The organism is Burkholderia dolosa, assembly GCF_902499135.1.
GTDB classification, from domain to species: Bacteria; Pseudomonadota; Gammaproteobacteria; order Burkholderiales; family Burkholderiaceae; genus Burkholderia; species Burkholderia dolosa.
Window position 1 is genome coordinate 12,934 of sequence record NZ_CABVPR010000047.1, and the last position, 25,744, is coordinate 38,677.

22 protein-coding genes and 3 pseudogenes are annotated in these 25,744 nt (G+C 68.1%); 12 read left to right on the plus strand and 13 right to left on the minus strand.

What is annotated here, in order from left to right; all coding sequences use genetic code 11:
• The first annotated feature begins 72 nt into the window (after positions 1–72).
• Entirely contained in the window at positions 73–1,281 is a 1,209-nt protein-coding gene (locus tag BUB20358_RS19815; RefSeq protein WP_006764694.1) for an EamA family transporter, read from the plus strand.
• 63 nt (positions 1,282–1,344) lie between these two features.
• Here BUB20358_RS19815 and BUB20358_RS19820 read toward each other — a convergent pair whose 3' ends face one another.
• The 7 genes from BUB20358_RS19820 to BUB20358_RS19850 all read right to left on the minus strand — a co-directional run bounded on the left by BUB20358_RS19820 (position 1,345) and on the right by BUB20358_RS19850 (position 8,516).
• Positions 1,345–2,544 carry an MFS transporter gene (locus BUB20358_RS19820; protein ID WP_035972677.1) on the minus strand — a complete coding sequence of 400 codons (1,200 nt, stop codon included), beginning with the start codon at positions 2,542–2,544 and terminating at the stop codon, positions 1,345–1,347.
• A gap of 167 nt (positions 2,545–2,711) precedes the next feature.
• Positions 2,712–3,539, minus strand: a complete 828-nt coding sequence (locus tag BUB20358_RS19825) for a phosphodiesterase (protein ID WP_006764693.1) — start codon at positions 3,537–3,539, stop codon at positions 2,712–2,714.
• A 53-nt stretch (positions 3,540–3,592) separates the two neighbouring features.
• Complete coding sequence (locus BUB20358_RS19830) at positions 3,593–4,624, minus strand: ABC transporter ATP-binding protein (RefSeq protein ID WP_006764692.1); 1,032 nt, start codon at positions 4,622–4,624, stop codon at positions 3,593–3,595.
• Between the two features lie 13 nt (positions 4,625–4,637).
• Positions 4,638–5,537: an ABC transporter permease gene (locus tag BUB20358_RS19835; RefSeq protein ID WP_006764691.1), complete on the minus strand. Its 900-nt coding sequence runs from the start codon at positions 5,535–5,537 to the stop codon at positions 4,638–4,640.
• Positions 5,538–5,548: 11 nt separating this feature from the next.
• Complete coding sequence (locus BUB20358_RS19840; RefSeq protein ID WP_006764690.1) at positions 5,549–6,373, minus strand: ABC transporter permease; 825 nt, start codon at positions 6,371–6,373, stop codon at positions 5,549–5,551.
• 17 nt (positions 6,374–6,390) lie between these two features.
• A complete protein-coding gene (locus BUB20358_RS19845; RefSeq protein ID WP_006764689.1) occupies positions 6,391–7,419 on the minus strand; it encodes an ABC transporter substrate-binding protein in 1,029 nt (342 codons plus the stop codon).
• A 71-nt stretch (positions 7,420–7,490) separates the two neighbouring features.
• On the minus strand, positions 7,491–8,516 hold the full coding sequence (locus tag BUB20358_RS19850; protein ID WP_006764688.1) for a LacI family DNA-binding transcriptional regulator: 1,026 nt from the start codon (positions 8,514–8,516) through the stop codon (positions 7,491–7,493).
• 839 nt (positions 8,517–9,355) lie between these two features.
• On the opposite strand from BUB20358_RS19850, the pseudogene BUB20358_RS28595 reads away from it, so the two are divergent.
• From BUB20358_RS28595 to BUB20358_RS19865, 5 genes and pseudogenes are all read left to right on the plus strand, one after another.
• Positions 9,356–9,561, plus strand: a pseudogene (locus BUB20358_RS28595) (IS3-like element ISBcen22 family transposase); the annotation flags it as partial.
• Positions 9,558–9,860: pseudogene (locus tag BUB20358_RS28455) on the plus strand (IS3-like element ISBcen23 family transposase); the annotation flags it as partial. The pseudogenes BUB20358_RS28595 and BUB20358_RS28455, both read left to right, overlap by 4 nt.
• A 485-nt stretch (positions 9,861–10,345) precedes the next feature.
• Positions 10,346–11,344 carry a hypothetical protein gene (locus tag BUB20358_RS19855; protein ID WP_081293601.1) on the plus strand — a complete coding sequence of 333 codons (999 nt, stop codon included), beginning with the start codon at positions 10,346–10,348 and terminating at the stop codon, positions 11,342–11,344.
• A 312-nt stretch (positions 11,345–11,656) separates the two neighbouring features.
• A complete protein-coding gene (locus BUB20358_RS19860; RefSeq protein ID WP_123806845.1) occupies positions 11,657–11,857 on the plus strand; it encodes a hypothetical protein in 201 nt (66 codons plus the stop codon).
• Positions 11,858–12,243: 386 nt separating this feature from the next.
• Positions 12,244–13,674, plus strand: a complete 1,431-nt coding sequence (locus BUB20358_RS19865; RefSeq protein WP_035972676.1) for a purine-cytosine permease family protein — start codon at positions 12,244–12,246, stop codon at positions 13,672–13,674.
• Between the two features lie 88 nt (positions 13,675–13,762).
• Here the strand turns inward: BUB20358_RS19865 and BUB20358_RS19870 are convergent, their stop codons facing one another.
• Positions 13,763–14,719, minus strand: a complete 957-nt coding sequence (locus BUB20358_RS19870; RefSeq protein ID WP_006764686.1) for a LysR family transcriptional regulator — start codon at positions 14,717–14,719, stop codon at positions 13,763–13,765.
• 195 nt (positions 14,720–14,914) lie between these two features.
• On the opposite strand from BUB20358_RS19870, the gene BUB20358_RS19875 reads away from it, so the two are divergent.
• Genes BUB20358_RS19875 through BUB20358_RS19885 form a run of 3 tightly spaced genes read left to right on the plus strand, consistent with a single transcriptional unit; the run spans position 14,915 to position 18,577 of the window.
• Positions 14,915–16,225 carry an MFS transporter gene (locus tag BUB20358_RS19875; RefSeq protein WP_006764685.1) on the plus strand — a complete coding sequence of 437 codons (1,311 nt, stop codon included), beginning with the start codon at positions 14,915–14,917 and terminating at the stop codon, positions 16,223–16,225.
• 31 nt (positions 16,226–16,256) lie between these two features.
• Positions 16,257–17,555, plus strand: coding sequence for a Zn-dependent hydrolase (locus BUB20358_RS19880; protein WP_035972674.1), 1,299 nt, complete (start codon positions 16,257–16,259; stop codon positions 17,553–17,555).
• A complete protein-coding gene (locus tag BUB20358_RS19885; RefSeq protein ID WP_006764683.1) occupies positions 17,555–18,577 on the plus strand; it encodes a histone deacetylase family protein in 1,023 nt (340 codons plus the stop codon). The genes BUB20358_RS19880 and BUB20358_RS19885 overlap by 1 nt, the downstream gene beginning before the upstream one ends.
• Before the next feature lie 118 nt (positions 18,578–18,695).
• Here the strand turns inward: BUB20358_RS19885 and BUB20358_RS19890 are convergent, their stop codons facing one another.
• The 3 genes from BUB20358_RS19890 to BUB20358_RS19900 form a co-directional block, all read right to left on the minus strand.
• Entirely contained in the window at positions 18,696–19,901 is a 1,206-nt protein-coding gene (locus BUB20358_RS19890; protein ID WP_006764682.1) for an MFS transporter, read from the minus strand.
• A gap of 610 nt (positions 19,902–20,511) precedes the next feature.
• Entirely contained in the window at positions 20,512–21,588 is a 1,077-nt protein-coding gene (locus BUB20358_RS19895; RefSeq protein WP_035972672.1) for a DUF2242 domain-containing protein, read from the minus strand.
• A gap of 149 nt (positions 21,589–21,737) precedes the next feature.
• On the minus strand, positions 21,738–22,619 hold the full coding sequence (locus tag BUB20358_RS19900; RefSeq protein ID WP_035972670.1) for a LysR family transcriptional regulator: 882 nt from the start codon (positions 22,617–22,619) through the stop codon (positions 21,738–21,740).
• Positions 22,620–22,726: 107 nt separating this feature from the next.
• Here BUB20358_RS19900 and BUB20358_RS19905 point away from each other — a divergent pair, with 107 nt between their 5' ends.
• Positions 22,727–23,482: a TerC family protein gene (locus tag BUB20358_RS19905; protein WP_035972668.1), complete on the plus strand. Its 756-nt coding sequence runs from the start codon at positions 22,727–22,729 to the stop codon at positions 23,480–23,482.
• An 82-nt stretch (positions 23,483–23,564) separates the two neighbouring features.
• A complete protein-coding gene (locus tag BUB20358_RS19910) occupies positions 23,565–23,855 on the plus strand; it encodes a TFIIB-type zinc ribbon-containing protein (protein ID WP_035972667.1) in 291 nt (96 codons plus the stop codon).
• Between the two features lie 114 nt (positions 23,856–23,969).
• Here BUB20358_RS19910 and BUB20358_RS19915 read toward each other — a convergent pair.
• Positions 23,970–24,385 (minus strand): annotated as a pseudogene (locus BUB20358_RS19915) (Hsp20/alpha crystallin family protein); the annotation flags it as partial.
• On the opposite strand from BUB20358_RS19915, the gene BUB20358_RS19920 reads away from it, so the two are divergent.
• The gene (locus BUB20358_RS19920; protein ID WP_006764677.1) at positions 24,378–25,295 is read left to right on the plus strand and encodes a 3-hydroxyacyl-CoA dehydrogenase NAD-binding domain-containing protein; all 918 of its coding nucleotides are present in this window, start codon (positions 24,378–24,380) and stop codon (positions 25,293–25,295) included. The pseudogene BUB20358_RS19915 and the gene BUB20358_RS19920 overlap by 8 nt on opposite strands.
• A 45-nt stretch (positions 25,296–25,340) precedes the next feature.
• On the opposite strand, the gene BUB20358_RS19925 is transcribed toward BUB20358_RS19920, so the two are convergent.
• The gene (locus BUB20358_RS19925; protein ID WP_006764676.1) at positions 25,341–25,631 is read right to left on the minus strand and encodes a DUF4148 domain-containing protein; all 291 of its coding nucleotides are present in this window, start codon (positions 25,629–25,631) and stop codon (positions 25,341–25,343) included.
• Positions 25,632–25,744 lie beyond the last annotated feature (113 nt).

The window sequence follows — 25,744 nt, forward strand, 5'->3', positions numbered from 1 at the left end:
TCAGGGCCGTTTGCCGGCATCGCCGGCGCCTTCGAGCGGAGCACGCGAACCGCCGTGCGGGCAGGCTGAACGATGACGCCGCTCGACCGCCTCCTCGATTTCCTCGCGCGCGTGCCGTTGCGCATCCGCCTGCCGCAAAGCCGCGGCGGACGCGTCGCGCTTGCGCTCGTCTTCATCTATTTCGTCTGGGGTTCGACCTACAGCGGCCTGCATTTCGCGCTGCAGTCGTTTCCGCCGCTGCTGCTGTCCGGGCTGCGCAACCTGCTCGGCGGGATTGGCCTGTTCGTGTTCGCGCTGCGGCGCAAGCCCGAGTGGCCGACGCTGCTGGAAATCCGCAACGCGGCGATCGTCGGCACGATGCTCGTCGCGCTGTCGTCCGGCACGATCGCGCTGGGGATGCGCACGGTCAGCAGCGGCTCGGCCGCGGTGATGGTCGCGACCGTGCCGCTGTTCGCGACCGTGATCGCGGCCGTCGCCGGGCGCGCGGTGGCGAAAGGCGAGTGGGCGGCGGTCGCGCTCGGGATGGTCGGCATCGTCGTGCTGAATTCGGGCAGCGCGGCCGCCGCGAATTCGGCGCTCGGCACGATCTGCGTGCTGGCCGGCGCGCTGTTCTGGGCCGGCGGCGCGCATCTCGCGACGCGCCTGAAGCTGCCGTCCGACCTGTTTCTGTCGACGTCGCTGCAGATCGGGCTCGGCGGGCTGATGTCGACGCTCGCCGCGTGGCTGCTCGGCGAGCGCGTCGAGCACGTCGCGCCCGCGCCGGTGTTCGCGTTCCTTTACCTGATGGTGTTCTGCACGATGGCCGCGTACGTCGCGTACGGCTACCTGATCCGCCATACGAGCCCGATCATCGCGAGCAGCTGCATGTACGTGAATCCGATCGTCGCGGTCGCGCTCGGTGCGCTGATGCTCGGCGAGCCCGTGACGACGGCGACCGTGATGGCGACGGTCGCGATCCTCGGCAGCGTCGGGCTGTCGTTCTTGTTCGATCCGGCACGCCGGCCGGCCGCGCCTGCGGCGTCCGTCGGCGCGCACGCGGACGCGAACCCGATTTCGACGTCGGCGTTGATCGTCGCGTCGGCTGCGGACGCGGCGGCGGCATCGATGGCCGCATCCGCGCCGGAGTCGTCCGCGTCCGCGCAGATGCCCGATGCGCCGCCGATGCTGACGCCTTCTGCCGTGCCGATCGCCGTGCCGGCACCGGCAGCCGTCGTGGCGCCGGAGCAGGCGTTCGCGCCGCCGCCTGCGGACGAGCCGGCCGCGCCGCGCGCCGACGCGTGAGCGCGGAATCCGACGCGGCCCGACCGGCCGCGGTCCGCGGCGACGCGCTACGATTCGCGGCGTTCAGCCGCGCCGTGCGCCGCGATGGTGGAACCAGCCGGCGAGCGCCGTAAACAGCAGCCCGGCCGCACACATCCCGATCCAGCCGAAGCCGCGCCACGCGGCGACGCCGGCCGACGAGCCGAGCGCGCCGCCGATGAAATAGCAGACCATGTACACGGTATTCACGCGGCTGCGCGCGTCCGGCTTCAGCGCGTAGATGCGCGACTGGTTCGAAATCTGCGCGGCCTGCACGCCGACGTCCAGCACGATCACGCCGATCACGAGCCCGACGAGGCTCGAACCCGACAACGCGAAGATCGCGAACGCCAGCGCGAGCAGCGCGATCGCGAGCGAGATGATCGCGAGCGGGCCGCGCTTGTCCGCGAAACGGCCCGCGTACGGCGCGGCCAGCGCGCCCGCCGCGCCGACGATTCCGAACAACCCTGCGGCCTGCGGGCCCAGATGAAACGGCGCGCCGGCGAGCAGCAGCGTGAGCACCGGCCAGAACGCGCTGAACGCCGCGAACAGCGCGGCGCCTGTCAGCGACGCTTCGCGCAGCCCGCGCAGTTCGACCGCGAGGTGCCACATCGAGCCGAGCAGCTTGCCGTACGACAGTGTCGACGTCGGCGAGCTGCGCGGCAGCCGCAGCACGATCACGACGGCGAGTGCGACGAGCGCGGCAACCGATGCGCCGAACACGGCACGCCAGCCGAAATACTCGGCGACGAAGCCTGCTGCCGTGCGTGCGAGCAGGATGCCGAGCAGCAGCCCGCTCATCACGGTGCCGACCGCCTGGCCGCGCTCGGCCGGCGGCGCGATTTCCGCCGCGAACGGCACGGCCTGCTGCGCGATCGTCGCGAGCACGCCGATCGCGAGGCTCGCGGCGGCGAGCACCGCGAGCGACGGCGCGGCCGCCGCGACGATCAGCGCGGCCGACAGACCGGCGATCTGCATCAGGATCAGCCTGCGGCGATCGAAGCGGTCGCCGAGCGGCGCGAGCAGGAACATGCCGGCCGCGTAGCCGAGCTGCGTGGCGGTCGGCACCGCGCCGATCCACGACGCGTCGTCGGGAAACGTCGAGCGGAAGCTGTCGAGCAGCGGCTGGTTGTAGTAGATGTTCGCGACCGACACGCCGGCGATCGTCGCGAGCAGCAACAGCAGGCTGCGCGAGTAGTGCGGCGATGCGGCGTCGGTCGGGCGGTCGGTGGAGGCGGCGGACATGACGGCTCGGACGGAGTTGGACGGCGCGGCGCGGGCATCGCGCGAAGCTGCGCGGGCCGGCGCCGATCGAGGCTGCCGATCATACCGGAGCGCCGCGAATCGTGCCGCGCGCCGCGACGGCGCAATCTGCGGGCGATCGCGCCCGGCCGCGAGCCCGCGCCGCGCGGTCAGTCGACGAGCTCGCCGGTCGGCTCGTAGAACGGATAAGGCCCGTCGCCTTCGTCGACGTACACGTGGTGCGACGTCATGCCGGTGTCCGGCGCATACGCATGTACGGCGAACGCGGGCGGCTCGAGCCGGAACGCGGACGGCGCGTCGGCGCGCAGGTCGAACGCGACCTGATGCGCGGGCGCCGGTACGGCCGACGCGAGCGTGCCGCCGAAGCGCGTGAACATCGTCCGGTGCACGTGGCCGCACAGCACGCGCTCGACGTTCGGATGGCCGCGCAGCAGCGCGTCGAGCTTCGCAGCGGCCGCCGGCGCGAGACGCAGCGCATCCATGTGGCCGATCCCGGACACGAACGGCGGGTGATGCAGCGCGACGATCGTCGGCCGGCCGCGCGCCGCGTCGAGTTCGCCGGCGAGCCACGCGAGCCGCGCCTCGCACAGGTCGCCGCCGCTCGTGCCGGGCACCTGCGAATCGAGCGCGAGCACGCGCACCGCGCCGACGTCGAGCGCGTACTGCACGAACGCGCCGCCGCCGTGCAGTTCGGGCCGGTCGGCGAACGCGCGGCGCAGCGCGGCGCGGTCGTCGTGATTGCCGACCATCAGGTAGTACGGGATCTCGAGCGGCGCGAGCAGCGCGCGCAGGTGCCGGTATTCGTCGTCGTGGCCGAAGTCGGTCAGGTCGCCGGTCACGAGCACCGCATCGGGGCGCGGCACGAGCGCGTTCAGCTTCGCGACGCAGCGCGCGAGCGCCGCCGCGGTGTCGACGCGCCGGTACGCGAGCTGGCCCGGGCGCTTGATGTGGAGATCGCTGATTTGAGCAAGCAGCATCGTCGTTTCCTCGGAAGTACGTCGTTGTCGTGCGCCGGCGCGATGCGCGGCGCTCATGCGCCGAGCGCGATCAGGCCGTCGGCCGCGATCGCGATGCCGACCGCCGTGCCGCGCGCGAGCTCGACGCGGCCCGGCACGTCGATCACCAGCGCATCGGGCGCCGCGTGCTCGATCGTGAGCCGCGTGCGCTCGCCGAGAAACGCGCATGCGCCGATCGTGCCGCGCAGCGGTGCATGCGCGGGATCGACGAGCTGCGCGTCCTCGGGGCGGAAGAACCATTCGTCGGCCGCATGCGGCGTGACGACGCTGCCGCCGGCCGTCGCGAGCGCGCCGTCGCGCCATTGTCCCGCAAGCCGGTTCAGCGTGCCGATGAACTGCGCGACCGCGCGGTTCGCCGGCCGGTAGTAGATGTCGCGCGGCGTGCCGATCTGCTCGATGCGGCCCGCGCCCATCACGACGATCCGGTCGCCGAGCGCCATCGCTTCGGCCTGGTCGTGCGTCACGTAGACGGTCGTCACGCCGAGCTCGCGCAGCAACGCGTTCATCTCGCGGCGCAGTGCGTCGCGCAGCTTCGCGTCGAGTGCGGTCAGCGGCTCGTCGAGCAGCAGCACGCGCGGACGCACCGCGAGCGCGCGCGCCAATGCGACGCGCTGGCGCTGGCCGCCCGACAGCTGGTCGATCGGCTTGTCCGCGTGCGCGTCGAGCCGCATCATCGCGAGCAGATCGTCGACGCGCGCGCGCAGCACGCGCGGCTCGGTCTTGCGGATCTTCAGTCCGTAGCCGACGTTGCCGCGCACCGTCAGGTTCGGAAACAGCGCGTAGTTCTGGAACACCATGCCGACCTGCCGACGTTCGATCGGCAGCGCGGTCACGTCGTCCGCGCCGAACGCGATCGTGCCGCCGGCGTCGGGCGTATCGAGGCCGGCGATCAGGCGCAGCGTCGTCGTCTTGCCGCAGCCGGACGGCCCGAGCAGCACCAGCGTTTCGCCCGCGCCGATCGACAGGTCGAGCGGTTCGAGCACGCGCGTGCCGCGGAACGTCTTCCCGCAGCGCGCGAGCGTAATGGGAATGGAATCGAGTTTCATGTGAACGGAGGAATCAACGGCGGCCGCGCTTGACCGCGCGCGTGCCCGACGGATCGACGCCGAGCCACTGCATCGCGACGAGCAGCGGCAGCGTCATCAGCAGGAACAGGATCGTGTACGCGCTGCCGACTTCGATCCGCATCGACGCATAGGTATCGGCGAGGCCGACCGGCAGCGTCTTCGTGTCGGGCGTGTGCAGCATCCACGTGAGGTTGAATTCGCCGATCGACAGCGTGAGCACCGCGAGCGCACCCGCGACGATGCCCGCGCGCAGGTTCGGCAGCACGATCGTGACGAAGCGCGTGACGAACGGCGCGCCGAGGCTCGCCGCGCCTTCCTCGAGCGTGCGCAGGTCGGCGCCCGCGGCGACGGCCGCGACCGCGCGCACCATGAACGGCAGCGTGAATACGACGTGCCCGGCGACGATGAACCACAGGCTCGTGCGGAACGCGGTGAAGCCGCCATAGACGACCAGCAGCGCGAGCGCCGACGCGAGCCCCGGCAGCGCGACCGGCAGCACGAGCGCTTCCTCGATCGCGCGGGCGACGCGGCTCTTGCTGCGCGCGAGCGCATAGCCGGCCGGCACGCCGATCGCCAGCACGATCGCGAGCGTCGCGAGCGCGACCGCAAACGACAGCGCGACCGAGCCGTGATACTGCTGCCACACCTGTTCGAGCCAGCGCAACGTGAGGCCGCTCGACAGACCGCGGAAGTAGTTGACCGTCAGCCCGGCGAGCACCGACATCACGACGGGGACGATCAGGAACGCGCACAGCAGCAGCGTGACGCTCCATTGCATCGCGGCGATCGCGCGTGCGCCGGACGCACGCGGCGCACCGCGCGCGACGCGGTTTGCATGCGGCGCCGGCGACGCGTGCGCCGGCGAACGTGAAGATTCGGAAAGCGGTTGCATGACGGACGTCCTCAGGCTGCTGCGGCGGCCGTGTGGCCGGTGAAGCGGCGCGCGAGCGCGAGCACCGCCCACGTGACGATGCCGAGCACGATCGACAGGCCGGCCGCCGTCGCGATGTTCGCGTTCAGCGTGAACTCGGTGTAGATCGTCATCGGCAGCACGTTCAGATCGGTCGCGAGCGTGAACGCGGTGCCGAACGCACCCATCGCGGTCGCGAAGCAGATCGCGCCGGCCGCGATCAGGCCCGGCGCGAGCGCCGGCAGCACGATGTCGACGAAGATGCGCGACGGCGACGCGCCGAGCGAGCGCGCGGCTTCCTCGAGCGACGCGTCGAGCTTCGACGCGGCCGCGATCACGGTGACGATCACGCGCGGAATCGAGAAATACAGGTAGCCGACGAACAACCCGGCGACCGAATACGCGAACACCCATTTGTCGCCGACGAGCTTCGCGGACAGCATGCCGATCAGCCCTTGCCGTCCGGCGAGCATGATCACCATGAAGCCGACGACGACGCCCGGGAACGCGAGCGGAAACGTGAGCAGCGCGAGCAGCACGCGCTTGCCCGCGAATTCGCGGCGCGCGAGCAGCAGGCCCGACACCGTCGACAGCGCGAGCGTCGCGAGCGTGACGCCCGCGGACAGCACGACGGTCTCGCAAAGGCTCGTCATGTAGCGCGCATTGCCGAGCAGCGCCGCATACCGCGACAGGAACGCGCCGTCGGCGGACACGCGCACGAGCGCCGCCATCGGCAGCAGCCAGAACGCGGCGAATACCGCGAGCGCCGGCGCGACGAGCGCGATGCGCCAGCGCAGCGGGAAAGTCAGGTCGAACATCGGTCGCGTCCCGGCGCTTACTGCATCGTCTGCAGATACTGCTGGCCGAACGCCTGCTGGCCGGCCGCCATCCTGCCGAAGTCGACCGGTTTCGCGCGCGCGTATTCGCTCGCCGGCAGGAACTTCGCGGCGACGTCCGCGCCGAGCGTCTGCGCGCGCACCGGACGCAGGTACGCGTTCGCCCACAGCTTCTGTCCTTCGTCCGACAGCACGAAGTCGAGCACCTTGCGGCCGTTCGCTTCGTGCGGCGCGCCCTTCACGAGGCCCATCACGTACGGCACCGCGATCGTGCCTTCCTTCGGAATCACGAATTCGACGTTCGCGTTGTCCTTGTACTTCGCGCGATACGCATCGAAGTCGTAGTCGAGCAGGATCGGAATCTCGCCGGACAGCACGCGCGCGTACGCAGTCTGCTTCGGCACGATCGGCGCGTTCGCCTTCAGCTTGCGGAACCAGTCGAGGGCCGGCCTGAAGTTGTCGAGGCTGCCGCCGAGCGCCTGATTCACCGCGACCGCGCCCGCATAGCCGACGAACGCGCTCGACGGATCGAGATAGCCGACCATCCCCTTGTACTCGGGCTTCAGCAGATCGGCCCACGAGCGCGGCACCGGCTTGCCGTCGAGCGCGTCCTTGTTCACGAAGAAGCCGAGCGTGCCCGAGTGAATCGCGAACCAGTAGCCTTGCGGGTCCTTCAGGTTTGCGGGGATGTCGTTCCAGTGCGCGGGCTTGTACGGCGCGATCACGCCCTTGTCCTTCGCCTGAAACGCCGACGACACGCCGAGGTACACGACGTCGGCGACTGGGCTCTTCTGTTCGGCGATCAGCTGCGCGATTGCCTGACCGGAGTTCTTGTTGTCGAACGGCACGCGGATGCCGGTCTTCTGCTTGATCGCCGCGATCTGCGCGGCCCAGTCGGCCCACTCGGGCGGGCAGTTGTAGCAGATCGCCGTTTCTTCGGCGTGAGCGGCAGGGGCGAGCGCGACGAGCGCCGCGCAGGCGAGCGGCGCGGCGAGGGCGCGCAGCAGCGAGGTCGGACGAAAGGACACGATGAATCTCCGGACGAAGTAGGGAAGCGCAGCGGTAAGGCGCGTCTGCGCGCGCGCTCGCAAGGCCGGTATCAGACCTTGCGCAATTGCAGGCCGGCGGCCGGCGGCGCGACGGTCGCGCCGTCGCGTACCGCGTGCGGCAGGATCGTCGACGTACGCTCGATCGTCGCGCCGCCGATGCTGTCGACGAGACGCCGCCACGCGTGGCGGCCGATGTCGCGGTTCGGCGTCGCGACGCTCGCGAGCGGCGGCGCGAGCAGTTCGCCGAGCGCGATGCCGTCGAAGCCGAGCACCGACAGATCGTCGGGAACCGAGAAGCCCGCGCGGCGCAGCCCGCGCATCACGACCATCGCGAGCAGGTCGTTGCTGCAGAACAGCGCGGTCGGGCGCGTCGCCTGCGCGGTCAGGTGCGCGAGCACCGCATCGGGCAGCTCGGGTGCGTTGAAGTCGACTTCGACCGGCGGCAGCGTCGCGACGCCGCTTTCGTCGAGCGCCTGCGCATAGCCGAGATGACGCTGACGCGCACGATCGGACGCGGCGAGCGAGCCCGCGACCATCAATACGCGGCGGTGGCCGCGCGCGGTCAGCAGGCGTACGCCGTCGTACGCGGCGCGGCGGTTGTCGACCGACACGGACGGGCGGCGCTGCGTGTCGTTGTGCATCAGTACGTAATGCGGGCCGTCGCGATCGAGCATGTCGAGCAGCGGGTGCGTGTCCGCGTCGGCGACGGTCAGGATCAGCCCTTCGACGCGCTGCTCGCGCAGCGTTTCCATCGCGTGACGCTCGCGCGCCGCGTCGTATTCGGTCGTCATCAGGATCAGCTTGAAGCCGGCGGCCGTCGCGAGTTCGTCGATTCCCTGCAGGCAATCGGCGAACACCGGGTTCGACAGCGTCGGCACGACGACGCCGACGAGCCGCGTGCGCTCGCCGCGCAGTTGACGGCCGAGCGGACTCGGGCGGAACTGCAGCGCGTCGATCGCATGGCGGATCGTTTCGAGCGTCGCCGGGCTGACGGTGTGCGGCGCGTTGATCGCGCGCGACACGGTGGCGATCGAAAAGCCCGCGAGGGCGGCTACGTCCTTGATGGTCGAAGTCATGAACTGATGCGATGTAAACGTTTTCGGCAACGGGATTATCGAAAACGTTTGTGACTTCGCGATGACGCGGCGCAATGCGCACATCGTGGTGCGCGCGGGCCGAACGTATGACGACCGGCGTGCGATCGACGCGCGCCAGGCACGGCCGACGCGATTGTATCGGTGCGAGCGGAAGAGTGGTCGAATTCGACGAACGATGTCGGGTTTCGGCCATATGTGATGCATCCGTTCCGCATCCGTTCGCACGACCGGCGCGACGAACGCGCGATTCATCGGATGCGCCGTGTCGGAACAAGGGGACGCTTGCGCAAGCAATGGTAGAATCCGGTCCGCCCTTGCCGGGGTGATGAAATTGGTAAACATAGCGGACTTAAACGATTGAGTGCCCGGCCGGAAACGGTCGGTGCAGAACCCTTCAAATTCGGCGAAACCCCTGATGCGCGCATCGAGGCAACGCCGAGCCAAGCCTCGCGGCACGCGAGGAAGGTGTAGAGACTAGACGGGGGGCGCCTAAGGCGCACGGGCAGCGATCACGCCCGCGCGCGACGGCGAAGGCATAGTCCAGCGCACGAACGATGTCGTTCAGACGACAGCGGCTTCGAAAGAAGCAGTGTGACGAAAATCCGCCGCCTTAACTGGCTTGCCGGTTCGAGTCCGGTCCCCGGCACCATCCACTATTCCTCTGTCGTGATGTCGCGCACGGTCGACCCCGACGGCCAGAAAAAATGAAGCTCCCGCTCCACGAGCGGCGAGTATGTCGGGCTGGCCGGCGCCGAATCCTGCACAAATTCTCGTAAATCAATTGCTTGAATAAAGCCGTCCGCACGATCGAAATTTGTGCGGTGAGCGACATCGCGGATCCCTCCCGTCTTCCGACAGCCGGCGTGCCGGCTGGTCAAGGACGTTCGCGGTACGCACTACTATCGCAGTGTCAAGGATCCGCCAGACGGCACTGCGTCAACGCATGCGTGAAATCGCCCGGACGCGCGTTCGGTACGGCTACCGGCGCGTGCATGTGCTGTGCGAGCGAGAAGGTTCGCGCGTGAGGGGCGCTCGCAGCGCAACGCATGTCGCTACCTGCGGCTGAGCCGCCGAGTGGCGACCTGTACGCTCAAGCAACCGAAGAAGGCTCGGAGCCCGGGCGAGAAGCTATTGGCCGCGCAACAAGCGCGGCGCTTCGGCTATCGCCGGATGTCGGTCCGGCTGGCGTTGAGCGAGTTGCGCGTGCGACGAACGCGGCGCGCCTTGCAACTCAGCATCCGGTGGCGACGTCGTTGCGTCGACGACATACGCGTGCCAGCCGCCACGCCGCCCCATGCGGCCTGGAACCGCGACTTCGTGCACAGCGTCCGCGCGGGAGCTTGGAACGCTGGCTCGTCAAAGCTCCATGGAACATGCGCTCGCGCGAACGGAAACTATCAATTCTGTGAGTTATGGAGCCTTCCACGCCGCACACATAATGCGCTGACTCAATGGCGTTCGGAGCGCAAATGATCTTCCGAATCTCCGGCGCGAATGCGCCGAAGGGAATCGCCCGTTCGCACGCTCGCCGCCGGAGCTCGGCGATCGGCTTTGAATTGCGAGGGAAGCTCAGTGCGTTCTCATCTGTGGTGCGTGTCATTTTGTCCAACTTCGTTTATTCGACCGGAGGTGCATCATGGCTTCGTAGCAGATCAATATCCTCCCAATTTCCCCAAATTCGAACACCGAGAACGCAATGGGGACATGTATCCATCCCGGATGGCAACCTTAACGAATGCCCTTGAGCCTCTCCATGATGACGTGAATTCCGGCATTTCTTATGGTCCATTAAAATCAACGAGGCAATAATGAGCAATTTGAATTACGGTAGCACCATTCATCTGCAGAATATGTACGATGTGGCGAACGGAGATTATCTCGACCGCAATAATCCGATCGATGATCAAGAATATTATGTGGTGACGACCCGCTCCACGGATCGCGACGGGTCGTCCGGTACATGGAAGATCGAATCGGCGATTGGCGGGCAAGGCCCGGAAGTGAAAATAGGAGATATTGTCAAACTGTCCAACGCGTCGGCTGGTGGCGGATATCTGTGTGCCATCCCGTACGATTCCAGCCTGGCCACGATCCAGGCAGTTACGAATCGCATCGCTTCAGACGAATCGTTGCAGTGGGAAATTGTCGTACCCGACGGTATGAAAGGCGATACCCTGCGAGAAACCGATATTTTTTACCTGAAGAATTCCGGACAGCAAGCCTATTTGGGCGTCTATTATGGGCCGCCGTCGGGAACTTCGAACGGACTCTACGGTGTCTGGGGTTACAAGAGTTTCGCGAAGGAAACGCAGCAACAATGGCGATACATCGATGCGACGCCCGCACCCGCGCCCACGCCGACACCGACGACGCCCACGCCCACGCCCACGCCGACACCCACGACGCCGACGCCTGCACCGACACCGACGCCGAGCGGACTTCGGACCGGCCGGAAGTGCTGTTGGGATGTCCCGGCAAATACCACCGTCTACGTCGCCGCCATGAACACGGAGCAATGGAACAGAACCGTACATGTGTGGATCGACGGCAAGGAGGCGACGCCGATTTCATTGCCGGCGGGTAACAATGGCGTGGTTCATGTTTATGAAACGGGCAAGACTTCGTCGTCGAATGGAAATAACTTCTGTATCAGCATCGATGACAGCAAAGCAGGCGAGATGATGTTGGAATGGTATCCGCCCGCGGCCGTTGGGAAAGGATTATTCGTCAACATCGGCGCCGAGAAAGACTACCAGAAAGAGAGCGGTTACAGCGACGTGGCTGTGAGCGTCTACTGGGTGCGCTGATAGATAGTCCGATTCCAGTGCTCGCTTAATCAGCATTTTTTGCGCGATCCATGAACATTTCGATTCTCGGTTCATGGATCGCCATTTTGCTGACAAGATACCGGTTGTCGGCGATGGACACGATCATCGTTCTAGCCGCCAGCCATCGAGATGTGCAACTCACCGCGACACTTGCCGATTGCGTAGACAACCGCACCACGCGACTGTCGAGCATCGTTCGACGTCGACCGACAACCGGCGGGTAATCGTCGGTGTCGCGCGGCTTTCGATTTTCGTGCCGCGCGGCGATCGTGAAATGCGATCACGCCGCGCATGCGTTTCGATTCCGCTCGCCGTGACGTGCCGATAAAGTCCATCCATCGCGTCGATCGTCTGCGACAACGCCTGCCGTTCGAGCGGACAGTGTTGCGCGTTGCGCGCTGCTCGATCCCGGGCTCGACGCACGGCCGGGCGCGCATGTCGTCGCATCCGACCGGCTCGTCCGAAACCGTCGTCATCGCGGCCGGACGGTGACCGGCCCACGCAATGACGCCGCGGCCGCCGACCGCATCCTGACGGTCCGGAACGCGCACGGCATGTCGGTGCGCGCCGGCTTGATCTGTCGGTTTTCAAACCGGTCGCTTTCGCGATTCCATCGGCCGTTTCGCCGAAGCCTCGGACGATTTCAAAAATCACGCGATCACGGGTAATTCCCGATACCGCACAAGTTGTATATACAAGATTATCCGCTGGCAATGTCGGCACGCATCGCGCCGCGTAGCGCCACCGTGCAGACAATGCGTGCGTCGCGCATGCCGGCGGTCCACGGCGCCCAGCACCCGAAGAGCCGAAAGGGCGGCTCGGCACGTTGCCTGTTCCGTTCAAACCGTACGCGTCCTGAGTATCTTGGAGATTTATCCGTGTCAACGAATCCCAGAGCAAAAGCCGGCGCCCTGATCGAAGTCCGCTCGATCGATTTCATTCCCGACGCCGAGCGTCACGGCGGGCTGCCGAGCCAGTTCACGTTATGGCTGTCGGCGAACCTGCAGATCACCGCGATCGTCACCGGTGCATTGGCCGTCGTGCTCGGCGGCGACGTGTTCTGGTCGCTGATCGCGCTGCTGCTCGGTCAACTCGTCGGCGGCGCAGTGATGGCGCTGCACGGCGCGCAAGGGCCGCAGCTCGGACTGCCGCAGATGATCTCGAGCCGCGTGCAGTTCGGCGTCTATGGCGCGATGATCCCGATCGTGCTCGTGTGCGTGATGTATATCGGCTTTTCTGCAAGTGGCTCGGTGCTCGCGGGGCAGGCGGTCGCGCAGCTGCTGCACGTCGACGACGCGGCCGGCATTCTGCTGTTCGCGGCGGTGATCGTCGTGCTGACCGTGTTCGGCTATCGCGCGATCCACTTCGTCGGCCGCATTGCGAGCGTGGTCGGCGTCGTCGCGTTCGTCTACATGTTCGCGCAGCTGTTCGCGAACCATGATGTTGGTGCGCTGCTCGCGAACCGCCATTTCTCGCTCGCGAGCTTCCTGCTGTCGATGTCGCTGTCCGCATCGTGGCAGATTGCGTTCGGCCCGTACGTCGCCGACTATTCGCGCTATCTGCCGCGCTCGACGTCGTCGGCCGGCACGTTCGTCGCGGTCGGCCTCGGCTCGGTGATCGGCGCGCAGGCGGCGATGGTGTTCGGCGTATTCGCGGCCGCACTGGCCGGCAGCCGGTTCGCGCACCATGAAGTGTCGTATATCGTCGGGCTCGGCTCGACGGGCGCCGTGGCCGCGCTGCTGTACTTCAGCATCGCGTTCGGCAAGGTGACGGTCACTGCGCTGAACGCGTACGGCAGCTTCATGTCGATGGCGACGATCGTCAGCGGTTTTCGCGGCAAGCAGGCGGTATCGTCGCGCAGCCGTCTCGTTTACATCTTCGGAATGATCTGCGTGTCGACGCTGATCGCGCTCGCGGGCCGTCACTCGTTCCTGAAGGAGTTCACCGCGTTCATCCTGTTCCTGCTCGCGTTCTTCACGCCGTGGAGCGCGATCAATCTGGTCGACTACTACTGCTTCACGCGTTCGCGCTACGATGTGCCGGCGCTGTCCGATCCGGACGGCCGCTACGGACGCTGGAACGCGATGGCGATCGCGATCTACGTGATCGGCATTCTCGTGCAGCTGCCGTTCATGTCGACGCACATCTACACGGGGCCGCTCGTCGATGCGCTCGGCGGCACCGACATCTCGTGGATCCTCGGCCTGATCGTGCCGGCGGTGCTGTATTACATCGGTGCGCGCGCGTCGCGACGCAGCATTCCGGAGCGGCTGATTCTGCCGCTCGAGCGCGGCGAGCTTCCGCACTGACGCGGCGTTCGCATCCACGTCCGCATCCGCAACGCCGCTGCGCGACGATGCATCGCGCGAGCGCTGTCGCCGACGAGCGCTCGCGCGCTCACTTCCCGAGCCGCTCCGCGAGCGAATGGCGCTGCATGCAGCGCTCCATCGCATCGAGGAACGCGTGCTCGGCCGCATTCATCTTGCGGTCGCGATGCCACAGCAGGAAGACGTCGACGTCGACGAGCCCGTCGTCGGGCGGCAGCCGCCACAGCCGCTGCTGCACGATGTCGTCGCGCACGATGTGTTCGGGCAGGCAGCCGATTCCGTAGCCCGCGAAAATCAGCCGGCGCACTTCGTCGAGGCTCGGCGACGACGCGACGATGCGCCCGGTGAAACCCTTCTGGTCGCGAAACACGGTGAGCGGCGACAGGCTGTCGCCGATCTGGTCGCTGGTAAACGACACGAAATTCTCTGCGAGCAGGTCGTCCATCCGCAGTTGCGTCTGCCCGAACAGCCGGTGATGGCGGCCGCAATAGATTGCATAGCGCTGGCGCAGAAAGCAGCGCATCTCGAGCTTGTCGTGCGGCGTGCGGCACAGCGCGAGCCCCGCGGTTGCGGTCTTCTGCAGCAGCGACGACAGGATGTCCGACGAACGCATCACGTCGATCTGCAGGTCGATGCGCGGATACGCGCGATGGAAATCCGCGAGGAATTCGTCGTACACCGGCGATTCGATGCGGCTCACGGTCAGCAGCCGGATCGACCCGGTCAGATCGGCGGTTCGGTCGTCGAGATCGGTTTCGAGGCGCGAGATGCCGCCGTAGATGTCGGTCGCGATCCGGTACACGGCTTCGCCGGCCGGCGTGGGGGCGAAATGCGCGCCGCGCCGCTCGATGAGCCGGCGCTGCAGCGTGTCTTCGAGCCGGCGCAGCGCCTGGCTCACGGCCGGCTGCGTGACGTGCAGCCGCGCCGCCGCGCGGCTCACGCTGCGCTCCTGCATGATCACCAGATACGTGCGCAGCAGGTTCCAGTCGAGACGGTCGTTCAGAAAAGGCGTGAGGTCGGCGCGCATCGTGTCTCCGGTCGAAGCGTCGGCAAAGGTATTAGGAGAATTTATACGGCGAATAATAACTTGAAATTTGACTAATGATTTGCGGTCGCCGATAAAGGAGGGGCGCCGCAGCGTGCGGCGCGAGGCCGCGACAGACGGCCGGCCACCACGATATTGCGCGTCGCCGCCGCAGCGCGGCGCGCGTCAGGAGCCACCATGACCCAGTCCCTTCCGTCCGGCCGCCAGCCGGCCCGCGCCGCCACCGCCGCGTTCATCGGCACGATGATCGAGTGGTACGACTTCTACATCTACGCGACCGCCGCGGCGCTCGTGTTCGGCGAACTCTATTTTCCGTCGCATGATCCGTTCGTCAGCACGATGGCGTCGTTCGCGACGTTCGCGGTCGGCTTCTTCGCACGGCCGCTCGGCGGCGTCGTGTTCGGCCATCTCGGCGACCGCATCGGCCGCAAGAAGGCGCTGATGACGACGCTGATGATGATGGGCGTCGCGACGGTCTGCGTCGGGTTGCTGCCCGACTACTCGAAGGTCGGCATCGTCGCGCCGGTGCTGCTCGTCGTGCTGCGCATCGTGCAGGGGATCGCGGTTGGCGGCGAGTGGGGCGGCGCGGTGCTGATGGCCGGCGAACACGCGCCGCAAGGGCGCCGCACGTTCTTCGCGTCGTTCGCGCAGCTCGGCAGCCCGGCCGGGCTGATCCTGTCGCTCGTAGCGTTTCGTGCGGCCACGTCGATGGACAAGGCCGATTTCCTCGCGTGGGGCTGGCGTCTGCCGTTTCTTGCGAGCTCGGTGCTGCTCGTCGTCGGCATCCTGATCCGGCTCGGCGTGAACGAGTCGCCGGAGTTCGCGCGCGTGAAGGAGGCGAAGCGCACCGTGAAGCTGCCGGTCGCGGAGGTGTTCCGTTCCGCGTCGGCGCTCGTGCTGCTCTGCATCGGCGCGAACACGATCGGGATCGCGGGCGTGTACTTCACGAACACGTTCATGATCGCTTACACGACGCAGTACGTCGGCGTGTCGCGTTCGCTGATTCTCGACAGCCTGTTCGCGGTCGCGATCATCCAGTTCTTCGCGCAGCCGCTCGCCGCGTGGATCGCGGAGCGCATCGGCGGCGCACGCTTCCTGAAGCTCGCCGCGCTGCTCGCGATGCTGTCGCCGTATCCGATGTTCGTGCTCGTGCAGGGCGGCACGTCCGCGTCGCTGGTGACCGGCATCGCGCTCGCGGTGGTCTGCATGTCGGGCTTCTATTCGGTAATCGCCGGCTTCGTGAGCGGCGTGTTTCCCGCGCACGTCCGCTATTCGGCGATCTCGCTCGCGTATCAGATCTGCGGTGCGATCGCCGGCGGCCTGACGCCGCTCGTCGGCACGTGGCTCGCGCATCGCTTCGCCGGTCAGTGGTGGCCGCTCGCGCTGTTCTACACGTGCCTGGCCGGCATCTCGCTCGCGTGCATCGTCGCGCTCGACGCGCGTCGTGCCGCGCAGCCGGCCGGCGCCGAGGCGCTCGGTTCGCACTGAACGACAACTTGTCCATTCGAACGGAATCCCGATGAAAGACCTGCTGGAAATCGACGGCGCGCGCTTGTGGCGCAGCCTGACGGAGATGGCGCGCGTCGGCGCGACGCCGCGCGGCGGCGTGCGGCGCCTCGCGCTGACCGACGAAGACCGCCGCGGCCGCGACCTGTTCGCGCAGTGGTGCCGCGACGCGGGCATGACGGTGAGCGTCGACGCGGTCGGCAACCTGTTCGCGCGGCGCGACGGCATCGACGCGCACGCGGCGCCGGTGCTGATCGGCAGCCATCTCGACACGCAGCCGGAAGGCGGCCGCTTCGACGGCGTGTACGGCGTGCTCGCCGCGCTCGAACTCGTGCGCACGCTGAACGATGCGCGCATCGCGACCGACAAGCCGCTCGAGATCGTGTCGTGGACCAACGAGGAAGGCGCGCGCTTCGCACCGGCCATGCTCGGCTCGGCCGTATTCACCGGCGCGCTGCCGCTCGACGACGCGCTCGCGAAGCGGGACGCCGACGGCATCGCGCTCGGCGATGCGCTGGACGCATGCGGCTATCGCGGCACGCGCGCGATCGGCGGCGCGATCGACGCGTATTTCGAAGCGCACATCGAACAGGGGCCCGTGCTCGAGGCGAACGGCACGACGATCGGCATCGTGACGGGCGGGCAGGCGATCCGCTGGCTCGACGTGACCGTGACCGGCGTGGCCGCGCATGCGGGCACGACGCCGATGCCGTATCGCAAGGACGCGTGTTTCGCGACCGCGCAGATCGCGCTCGAACTCGAGCGGATCGTCGCCGGTTACGCGCCGCGCGGGCTCGCGACGATCGGGCAGATCGACATTCGCCACGCGTCGCGCAACACGATTGCCGGCGACCTGACGTTCACCGTCGACCTGCGCCATCACGACGACGCGCAGGTCGATGCGATGGAGCGCGAGCTGCGCGACGCGTGTGCGCGCGTCGCGGCCGCGCGCGGCGTACAGGTCGCGATCGACACCTGCTGGCGCAGCCCGGCGACGCCGTTCGACGCCGAATGCGTGGCGCTCGTCGCGCACGCCGCCGCCGCGTTCGGCTATACGCACGAGCGGATCGTCAGCGGCGCCGGTCACGACGCGATCGTGCTCGCGCGCCGCTTTCCGACCGCGATGGTGTTCATTCCGTGCGTCGGCGGACTGTCGCACAACGAAGCCGAGGATGCGTTGCCCGACGACGTGACGCGCGGCACGAACGTGCTGCTGCATGCGGTACTCGCGCGTGCGGGCGTCGCGGCCGGCATCGGCGCGGCCGCGCTCGCGCGCCGCGCATCATGCCATTCGACGGACGAGGACCGATGATGAACACGTATTTCCATCCCGAACAATTGCTGCACCATCCGCGCACGTATCTGTCGCGCGGCCGGATGCGCGAGCCGCAGGAAGTGCCCGAGCGCGCGGCGCGGCTCGTCGCGGCCGTGCGCGCGCTCGACTTCGACGTGCGCGAGCCGGCCGATCGCGGCACTGCGCCGATCGCGGCCGTGCACGACATGAATTACCTGCGCTTTCTCGAGGACGCGCATCGCGACTGGAAGCGCATGCCGGACGACTGGGGCGACGAAGTGATGTCGAACATCTTCGTGCGCGACCCGAACCCGCTGCGCGGCGTGCTCGCGAAAGCCGCCCGCTATCTGGCCGACGGCAGCTGCCCGATCGGCGCGAACACGTGGCGCGCCGCGTACTGGTCCGCGCAGAGCGCGCTCGCGGCCACGGCCGACGTCAACGACGGCGCGCGCGACGCATATGCGCTGTGCCGGCCGCCCGGCCATCACGCGCGTCGCGACGCGGCCGGCGGGTTCTGCTATCTGAACAACGCGGCGATCGCCGCGCAGTCGCTGCTCGCGCGCCACCGGCGCGTCGCGATACTCGACACCGACATGCATCACGGGCAGGGCGTGCAGGAAATCTTCTACGGCCGCGACGACGTGCTGTACGTGTCGATCCACGGCGACCCGACGAATTTCTATCCGGTCGTCGCCGGCTATGAAGACGAGACGGGCGCCGGCGCCGGCGACGGCTTCAACGTCAATCTGCCGATGCCGCACGGCGCGCCGGAGTCGACGTTCTTCGAGCGCCTCGACGACGCGCTGCGCGTGCTGGCGCGCTTCGAGCCCGACGCGCTCGTGCTCGCGCTCGGCTTCGATATCTACCGCGACGATCCGCAGTCGCAGGTCGCGGTGACGACCGACGGTTTCGCGCGGCTCGGCGGCGCGATCGGCGCGTTGCGTTTGCCGACGGTCGTCGTGCAGGAAGGCGGCTATCACCTGGACAGCCTCGACGCGAACGCGCGCGCGTTCTTCGGCGGATTCGCGGCCGCGCGCTGACGGTCGATGCGCGGCCCGCCGCTGACGCGGCTCACGATGTACGACGCCCGCACCGGATGCCGGTGCGGGTGTCGTCGTATGGGCGAGCGCAAGCCGGCGCATGCCGGCGGGTGCGCAGTTACGAACGCGCGGCGACCGGCGAACGGCGGCGCTGCGCGACCTGCAGCACGACCAGCGCGAGGCCTGCCGCGGCGATCAGTCCGCCGACGAGCGGCACGGCCGCATAGCCGAAGCCGGCCGAGATCGCGGCGCCGCCGGCCGCGGCGCCGAGTGCGTTGCCGAGGTTGAACGCGCCGATGTTGACGGCCGACGCGAGGCCCGGCGCTTCGGACGCCGCGCGCATCACGCGCATCTGCAGCGGCGGCACCACCGCGAACGTCGCGACGCCCCATACGAGCAGCGTGGCGGCCGCGCCGGCGTGCGTGCCGGCGAGCAGCGGAAAGGCGGCCATCGTCGCGATCAGCAGCAACAGAAAGCCGACGAGGCTGCCGTCGAGCGAGCGATCGGCGAGGCGGCCGCCCGCGATGTTGCCGATCGAGAACCCGACGCCGATCAGCACGAGCATCGCGGTCACGAAGCCGGGCGTCGCGCCGGTCAGGTGTTCGAGCGACGGTGCGACGTACGTGTACAGCGTGAACATCGCGCCGGCGCCGAGCACCGTCGTCAGCAGTGCGCCGAGCACGACCGGCCGCGTGAGTACCGACAGCTCGGCACGCAGGTTCGGCATCTTGCCGGCTTCGCCTTTCGGCAGCGCGGCGAACAGGCCGGCGATCGCGATCAGCCCGAGGGCGGCCGTTGCCGCGAACGACATGCGCCAGCCGATGATCTGGCCGAGCCACGTGGCGGCCGGCACGCCGCCGACGTTCGCGATCGTGAGCCCCATGAACATCGTCGCGACGGCGCTCGCCTGCTTGTCGCGCGGCACGAGGCTCGCCGCGACCACCGAGCCGAGCCCGAAGAACGCGCCGTGATTGAGGCTCGTCACGAGCCGCGCGAGCAGCAGCGTCGTGTAGTTCGGCGCGACGGCCGACAGCAGGTTGCCGATCGTGAAGATCGTCATCAGCGCGATCAGCGCCGAGCGACGCGGCCAGCGTGCGAGCAGCAGCGTCATCAGCGGTGCGCCGACCATCACGCCGATCGCGTATGCGCTGATCAGCATGCCGGCTTGCGGAATCGACACGTGCACGCCGTCGGCGATCACGGGCAGCAGACCCATCGGCGAAAATTCGGTCGTGCCGATGCCGAACGCGCCGGCGGCCAGCGCGAGCAGCGGCAGCGCGGCGCTGCGGCCGGCGGCGGAACGGGAGGAAGTCGTGGCAGTCACGCGGTAGGCTCCTGTAAGCGGTAGACGACGGCACGCGGCCGTCGGGGAACAGCGTGAAGTGTGCCAGCGCGACTTTTGATGAAAAAGCCGCATCCGGACGAAATTATCTTGAGTCGATGTCAATAATGCGGCGGCCGCGGGAACGGGCCGCCGGCGTCGGCGCATCGGCGGCGCCGGCCGCTCGGCCCGTGCCGGGCCTTGGCCGATGCGGCGCGGCGCGAAAAAAAGCCCCGGTCACAGGGGGGCCGTGACCGGGGCGCGAATGCATCCTCTCTTTGGCACGAGGGTATCGGATGCGCGCGAAGTATATTTCGGGGACGTATGGTTCTAAATGGCGTTAAACGGCCGTTTTGGGTGCCAATTTAAAAATACCGCGGCGTCATGGATTTGAAAGGTCGATTGCCGTGTCGGCGTGCGGCGTGCGCTGGCGGCGACGCGCCGGACACGCCGGTCACGCGACGCCGCGTGAAACGGGGAAGGGCGGCGCGTGCTGAGTGCCGGGATGACGTGATTCAGGATGCGGCGCGCGACGGCGCTGTCGCGACAGCAGTCGTGGATCCGTCGCGCGGCGTCGGACGAAGCGCGCCGTGCGGCGAAATGGAGCGGGTCGTCAGTTCGCGGCCGGCGCGCTCGCGACCGCGGGCGCCGGAGCGGAATCGGTCGACGGTGTCGGCGCGTTGGCGGCAGGCGCGGGCGACGCATTCGCCGGTGCAGGCGCCGATGCGGCCGATGCCGGCGACGCAGGTGTCGGCGCCGGCGCCGACGCTGCGGTGGCCGGTGCCGGAGCGGCAGGTTTCGACGCCGGGTTCGGGCCGGAAGCCGGCGCAGCCACGGCAGCCGGCACGGCAGCAGAAGCCGCCACCGGAGCCGCCGCGGCCGCGGCCGAACCGACCGGCGCCGATGCGGCGCCCGGCGTCGCGGCGCGCATCACGCCCGGCGCGACCACCGACGAAGGTGCAGCGGGCACCGCCGACGCGCCGGACGCCGGCGCGACGCTCGGCGCCGAAAGCGGTACCGGCGGCGCGGGCGGTGTCGGCACGACGGGCGTCGTCATCTTCATCGGTTCGCCCTGCGGCGTCGGCGCGGGTTCGGGCAGCGGTGTGACCGCTTCCTTCTCGGCCGCCTTCACGGTCGCGCGATCGCGCCGCGCCGGGTCGATCTTCAGGAAGTGCTCGACGAGGTTGAAGAAACGCTCGTAGAACACGCCGGCCGGGATCGTTTCGCTGGCCGTCTTCACGAGCGCGTCGTCGCTCGAGCCGATCGGCAGCGACAGCGACCCGAACACGCTGAGTCCGACGCTCGCCGACGTATTCGATTTCTTCAGCGTATAGCGGTCCTGCACCGCGTTCACGTACGCGATGCTCGACGAACCGTCCGCATTCGCGTCCGCACACACGACGTGAAACTCGATCACGACGTGCATGTCGTTGCTCGGCTGGAAGTTCTTGCTGCCGTCGACCGCGTCGTTGCGCGACGACGACACGACGTAGCCCTGACTCAGCAGCGCGCGGCGCGCGGCCTCGCAGGCCGCATCGGACTTCGCGCGGAACGTGTGCGCATACGGGCTGCTCGTCGCATCGAACTGCTCTTGCTGGTAGATCGGCTTCGGCGGCGACGAGCACGCCGCCAGCACGGTCGCGGCCGCGAACGCGCACGAAACGGAAAACAGGCGAAATCGGTTGTGCATGGCGTCTTTCAAAAGGCTCGGCGAGATGCGTGCAGGGCGCCGCGCGAGGTGCCGGCGAGCAGTCGCGCAACGACGGTGCCCGCGCGGCGCGGGTGCCGATCTCGTATGGCCGGGGCGCTATTATAGTTTCGTTTGATGTCGCGCTCGCTTCAGCCGGCCGCCGCGGCGAGCAATTGCGACGTCAGCGGATGGTGTTCGCCGCGCCGCGAGCGGATCGCGTGGATCTCCTCGGTCACGTCGCCGGCGCGCCCGAGCCGCCGCAGCCCGCGCAGCAGCGACGCGTCGTTCGCGCCGAGTTCGCTGAGCGGAAACACGCCGAGGCCGCGCGCGGCGAAGACGGCCATCAGCGCGCTGTCTTCGAATTCCCCGACCACGCGCGGCACGACGCGCTCGCGCTCGAGCCACAGATCGAGGCGCATGCGCAGCGCCGAATGCGCGGTCGGCAACAGCACCGGCAGCTCGGCGAGGCAGGCCGGAAAGCGCTGCCGCGCGGCGGTCGTGACCAGCGCGGCAGGCCCGTACCAGTCGACCGGCGACGCGACGAGCCGCTCGCTCGTCACGCGCAGGTTCGAATCGGACGGCGCGGGCTGGCCGGCCAGCACGAGATCCAGATGATGGAGCGCCAGCTCGGCGAGCAGCGCGTCGGGCTCGCCTTCGTGACAGAGCAGCCGCAGCGTCGGCGTATCGAGCACCGGCGCGAGGATCGCGTGTGCGGCGAGCTTCGAGATCCCGTCCGCGAGGCCGACCGCGAGCCGCACGGTCGGCCGGCTCGCGGCCGCACGCACTTCGTCGGGAATCAGCCGCCCCATCTCGAAGATCGCTTCGGCGCGCGCGTACGCGGCCTGACCGGCGTCGGTCATCGCGACGCCGCGTCCGGCCGGGCGCAGCAGCTGATGGCCGAGCGATTTCTCGAGCTCGCGCACCTGCGCGCTGATCGTCTGCACGGCCATGTCGAGCCGCTCGGCCGCGCGCGCGAAGCCGCCTTCCTTCACGACGACCCAGAAATAAAACAGATGTCGGAAATTGAGCATCGGATCGAATCTTCGAAAAAAGCGAACCAAAGAGCAGATTGTCTCTGATTTTTACGAAGTGCGATGCGGCATATCATCGGGCTTTCCACTTTCGTATGACCCATTTCATGGACTACCTGCTGACGCTTGCCGCCGATCCGGCCGTCTGGGCCGCGCTCCTGACGCTCGTCGTGATGGAAGTCGTGCTCGGCATCGACAACCTGATCTTTATCTCGATCCTCAGCAACAAGCTGCCCGAAGCGCAGCGCGCACGCACGCAGCGCATCGGCATCGGGCTCGCGCTCGTGATGCGGCTCGCGCTGCTCGGCACCGTCGCGTGGATCGCGCGGCTCACCGAACCCGTGTTCACGCTCTTCGACCACGCGTTCTCGTGGCGCGACATGATCCTGCTGTCGGGCGGCCTGTTCCTCGTGTGGAAGGCGACGACGGAGATGCATCACCACGTATCGCACGACGGTGCCGACGCAGGTTCGGCCGGCGGCGCAGCGGGCCTCACGATGTGGGCCGCGATCGGCCAGATCCTGATGCTGGACCTCGTGTTCTCGATCGACAGCATCGTGACCGCGATCGGCATGACGGAGCACATCCCGATCATGTTCGTCGCGGTGATCGCCGCCGTGACCGTGATGCTGTTTGCCGCGCAGCCGCTCGCGCGCTTCATCGACCGCAATCCGACCGTCGTGATGCTCGCGCTGTCGTTCCTCGTCGTGATCGGGATGACGCTGATCGCCGAAGGTTTCGGCTCGCACGTGCCGAAGGGCTATATCTACGCGGCGATGGCGTTCTCCGCGTTCGTCGAGGGCATGAACATGCTCGCGCGGCGCGCGAAGGCCAAGCGTGCCGCGCAGACCGAAGGTCGTTGACTATCCGGGCGAGCCGGCGATCCAGTGCCGGACGCCGGCTCGCCCGGATTCGTAACCATTTCGCACGCAAAGGAGGAACGCGATGAAATGTCCCGTCTGCAAGACGCCCGACCTGCTGATGGCCGAGCGCCAGTCGATCGAGATCGACTACTGTCCGACGTGCCGCGGCGTATGGCTCGATCGCGGCGAACTCGACAAGCTGATCGCGCGCGATACCGGCGAAGCGCCGCCGCGCCGCGACGACCCGCCGGCGCGGCGCGATGCGCACGATCACGACGGCTGGGGCAGGGACGGACGTTCGTACGACGATCGTCACCGGCACGATGGCCGACGTCGGAAGAAGTCGATGTTCGACCTGTTCGATTTCGATTGAGATCGCCGCAGCGCACGCAACACGTTTCAGGAAAGCCCCGCCGGGCATCGCGCCCGGCGGGGCTTTTTCGTGCAGGCCGCGACGTGCCGGTGCGCGCCGGAGCACGATTCGTGACGCGTTGCCGACCCCGACCTCGATGCGCCGCGGCCGCATTGCGTCGCGACGCGGGATCGTCAGCGCGAGCACGCCGTCGCGCAGGTTCGTGCCGATTCGCGGCGTGTCGTGCCCGCGCCCGGCGTGAACGTGCACGCGAAGCGCGGCGCACGGACTTCCACTTCCGCATGCCGTACGCGCAGATCGGCCAACGTGTCGATGCGCGTATCGGCTTCGATCGTCAGCCTGTCGTCGTGCGCGCTGATGCCGAAATCGTCGCGCGGCACGCCGGCGAGGCCGGCCCACGGCGCGACGCCGTGCGCGTTGTCGACGATATCGACGGCCGGCTCGATCGCCGGCCGGCGCGCATGCCCGCGATTCGATGCGACAATCGGCGCGCTATCCACCCACCACGGAGACAGGACGGACATGGACATTCAACGCATCGCGATCGTCGGGACCGGCGTGATCGGCGCGAGCTGGGCCGCTTTCTATCTGTCGAAGGGCTTCGACGTCGTCGCGACCGACCCCGCACCGCACGCGAACGAGAAGCTGCACGACGCGCTCGCCGGCTTGCTCGGACCGGACGCGGCCGCACTCGGTGCGCGCTTGTCGTTCGACGCCGATCTGTCGCGCGCGCTCGCCGACGTCGATCTCGTGCAGGAGAACGGTCCCGAGCGGCTCGACGTGAAGCGCGCGCTGTATCGGCAGATGGACGACGTGCTGCCCGCGCACGTGCCGATCGCGTCGAGTTCGTCGGGGCTGAAGATGTCCGACATTCAGACCGCATGCGCGAAGCATCCGGAACGCTGCGTGATCGCGCATCCGTTCAATCCGCCGCATCTGATTCCGCTCGTCGAGCTGGTCGGCGGCGCCGCGACGGACAAGAACGTGATCGCGCGCGTGAAGGCGTTCTACGACGCGCTCGGCAAGGAGACGATCGTCCTGAACAAGGAGATGGCCGGGCACGTCGCGAACCGGCTCGCGGCCGCGTTGTTCCGCGAGGTGTATCACCTGGTCGGCGAGGGCGTCGTGAGCGTCGCCGACGCGGACAAGGCCGTCGCGTGGGGACCCGGTCTGCGCTGGGCGCTGATGGGCCAGTGCCTGACCTATCACCTCGGCGGCGGCGCGGGCGGGATCGCGCATTTCCTCGAACATCTGCAAGGCCCGATCACCACGTGGTGGAACGATCTCGGCACGCCGTCGTTCGACGCGGAAGTCGATCGCAAGCTCGCGGACGCGTTGCGCGCGATCCAGGGCGACCGGTCGATGCAGGAACTGGCCGCCGAGCGCGACCGGCTGCTCGTCGAGCTGATCGACGCCCGTCGCCGCAGCTTTCTGCCGTGACGCGCACGGTCGGCCGCGCGATCGACGCGGCCGCGACCGCGCCGGCTACTGCTGCGCGGATGTTGTTTGTGTGCCCGATTCCGCATGCGCAACCCATGCGGGATGCGCGATCTGTGCGAGCTCGCGATTGCGCGCGCGCGTCGCGTCGCTCGGCGGATAGTTGCCGTCGTTGGTCGGCAGCTCGCCGTCGAGATACGCTTGCTTCAGTTCGGCGACGACTTGCGCGCGCGTGAGACCTGGTGCGGGCGGCACCGAAGCATCGGTCTGCGCGTAGGCCGACGATAGCGGCGCGGCGGCCGCCGCGACGAATGCGAACCGCATCAGCAGGGTGTTCATGACGTGCTCCGATCGACAGGGCGGGACGGCGAATGCACGGCGACGTGCGGTGCATGCCGACGAACCCCATTGTCGCGAGCCGCCGCTGCGCAGACGCTGACGCGTTGCGGGCA

Excerpts from the sequence above, each read along its gene's own strand:
- BUB20358_RS19920 (WP_006764677.1), top strand. The coding sequence starts at position 24,378 with ATGGACATTCAACGCATCGCGATCGTCGGGACCGGCGTGATCGGCGCG.
- BUB20358_RS19870 (WP_006764686.1), bottom strand. The coding sequence starts at position 14,719 with ATGCGCGCCGACCTCACGCCTTTTCTGAACGACCGTCTCGACTGGAAC.
- BUB20358_RS19905 (WP_035972668.1), top strand. The coding sequence starts at position 22,727 with ATGGACTACCTGCTGACGCTTGCCGCCGATCCGGCCGTCTGGGCCGCG.
- BUB20358_RS19880 (WP_035972674.1), top strand. The coding sequence starts at position 16,257 with ATGAAAGACCTGCTGGAAATCGACGGCGCGCGCTTGTGGCGCAGCCTG.
- BUB20358_RS19830 (WP_006764692.1), bottom strand. The coding sequence starts at position 4,624 with ATGAAACTCGATTCCATTCCCATTACGCTCGCGCGCTGCGGGAAGACG.
- BUB20358_RS19820 (WP_035972677.1), bottom strand. The coding sequence starts at position 2,544 with ATGTCCGCCGCCTCCACCGACCGCCCGACCGACGCCGCATCGCCGCAC.
- BUB20358_RS19815 (WP_006764694.1), top strand. The coding sequence starts at position 73 with ATGACGCCGCTCGACCGCCTCCTCGATTTCCTCGCGCGCGTGCCGTTG.
- BUB20358_RS19860 (WP_123806845.1), top strand. The coding sequence starts at position 11,657 with ATGCGTTTCGATTCCGCTCGCCGTGACGTGCCGATAAAGTCCATCCAT.
- BUB20358_RS19900 (WP_035972670.1), bottom strand. The coding sequence starts at position 22,619 with ATGCTCAATTTCCGACATCTGTTTTATTTCTGGGTCGTCGTGAAGGAA.
- BUB20358_RS19835 (WP_006764691.1), bottom strand. The coding sequence starts at position 5,537 with ATGCAACCGCTTTCCGAATCTTCACGTTCGCCGGCGCACGCGTCGCCG.
- BUB20358_RS19825 (WP_006764693.1), bottom strand. The coding sequence starts at position 3,539 with ATGCTGCTTGCTCAAATCAGCGATCTCCACATCAAGCGCCCGGGCCAG.
- BUB20358_RS19875 (WP_006764685.1), top strand. The coding sequence starts at position 14,915 with ATGACCCAGTCCCTTCCGTCCGGCCGCCAGCCGGCCCGCGCCGCCACC.
- BUB20358_RS19850 (WP_006764688.1), bottom strand. The coding sequence starts at position 8,516 with ATGACTTCGACCATCAAGGACGTAGCCGCCCTCGCGGGCTTTTCGATC.
- BUB20358_RS19925 (WP_006764676.1), bottom strand. The coding sequence starts at position 25,631 with ATGAACACCCTGCTGATGCGGTTCGCATTCGTCGCGGCGGCCGCCGCG.
- BUB20358_RS19885 (WP_006764683.1), top strand. The coding sequence starts at position 17,555 with ATGAACACGTATTTCCATCCCGAACAATTGCTGCACCATCCGCGCACG.
- BUB20358_RS19855 (WP_081293601.1), top strand. The coding sequence starts at position 10,346 with ATGAGCAATTTGAATTACGGTAGCACCATTCATCTGCAGAATATGTAC.
- BUB20358_RS19840 (WP_006764690.1), bottom strand. The coding sequence starts at position 6,373 with ATGTTCGACCTGACTTTCCCGCTGCGCTGGCGCATCGCGCTCGTCGCG.
- BUB20358_RS19910 (WP_035972667.1), top strand. The coding sequence starts at position 23,565 with ATGAAATGTCCCGTCTGCAAGACGCCCGACCTGCTGATGGCCGAGCGC.
- BUB20358_RS19895 (WP_035972672.1), bottom strand. The coding sequence starts at position 21,588 with ATGCACAACCGATTTCGCCTGTTTTCCGTTTCGTGCGCGTTCGCGGCC.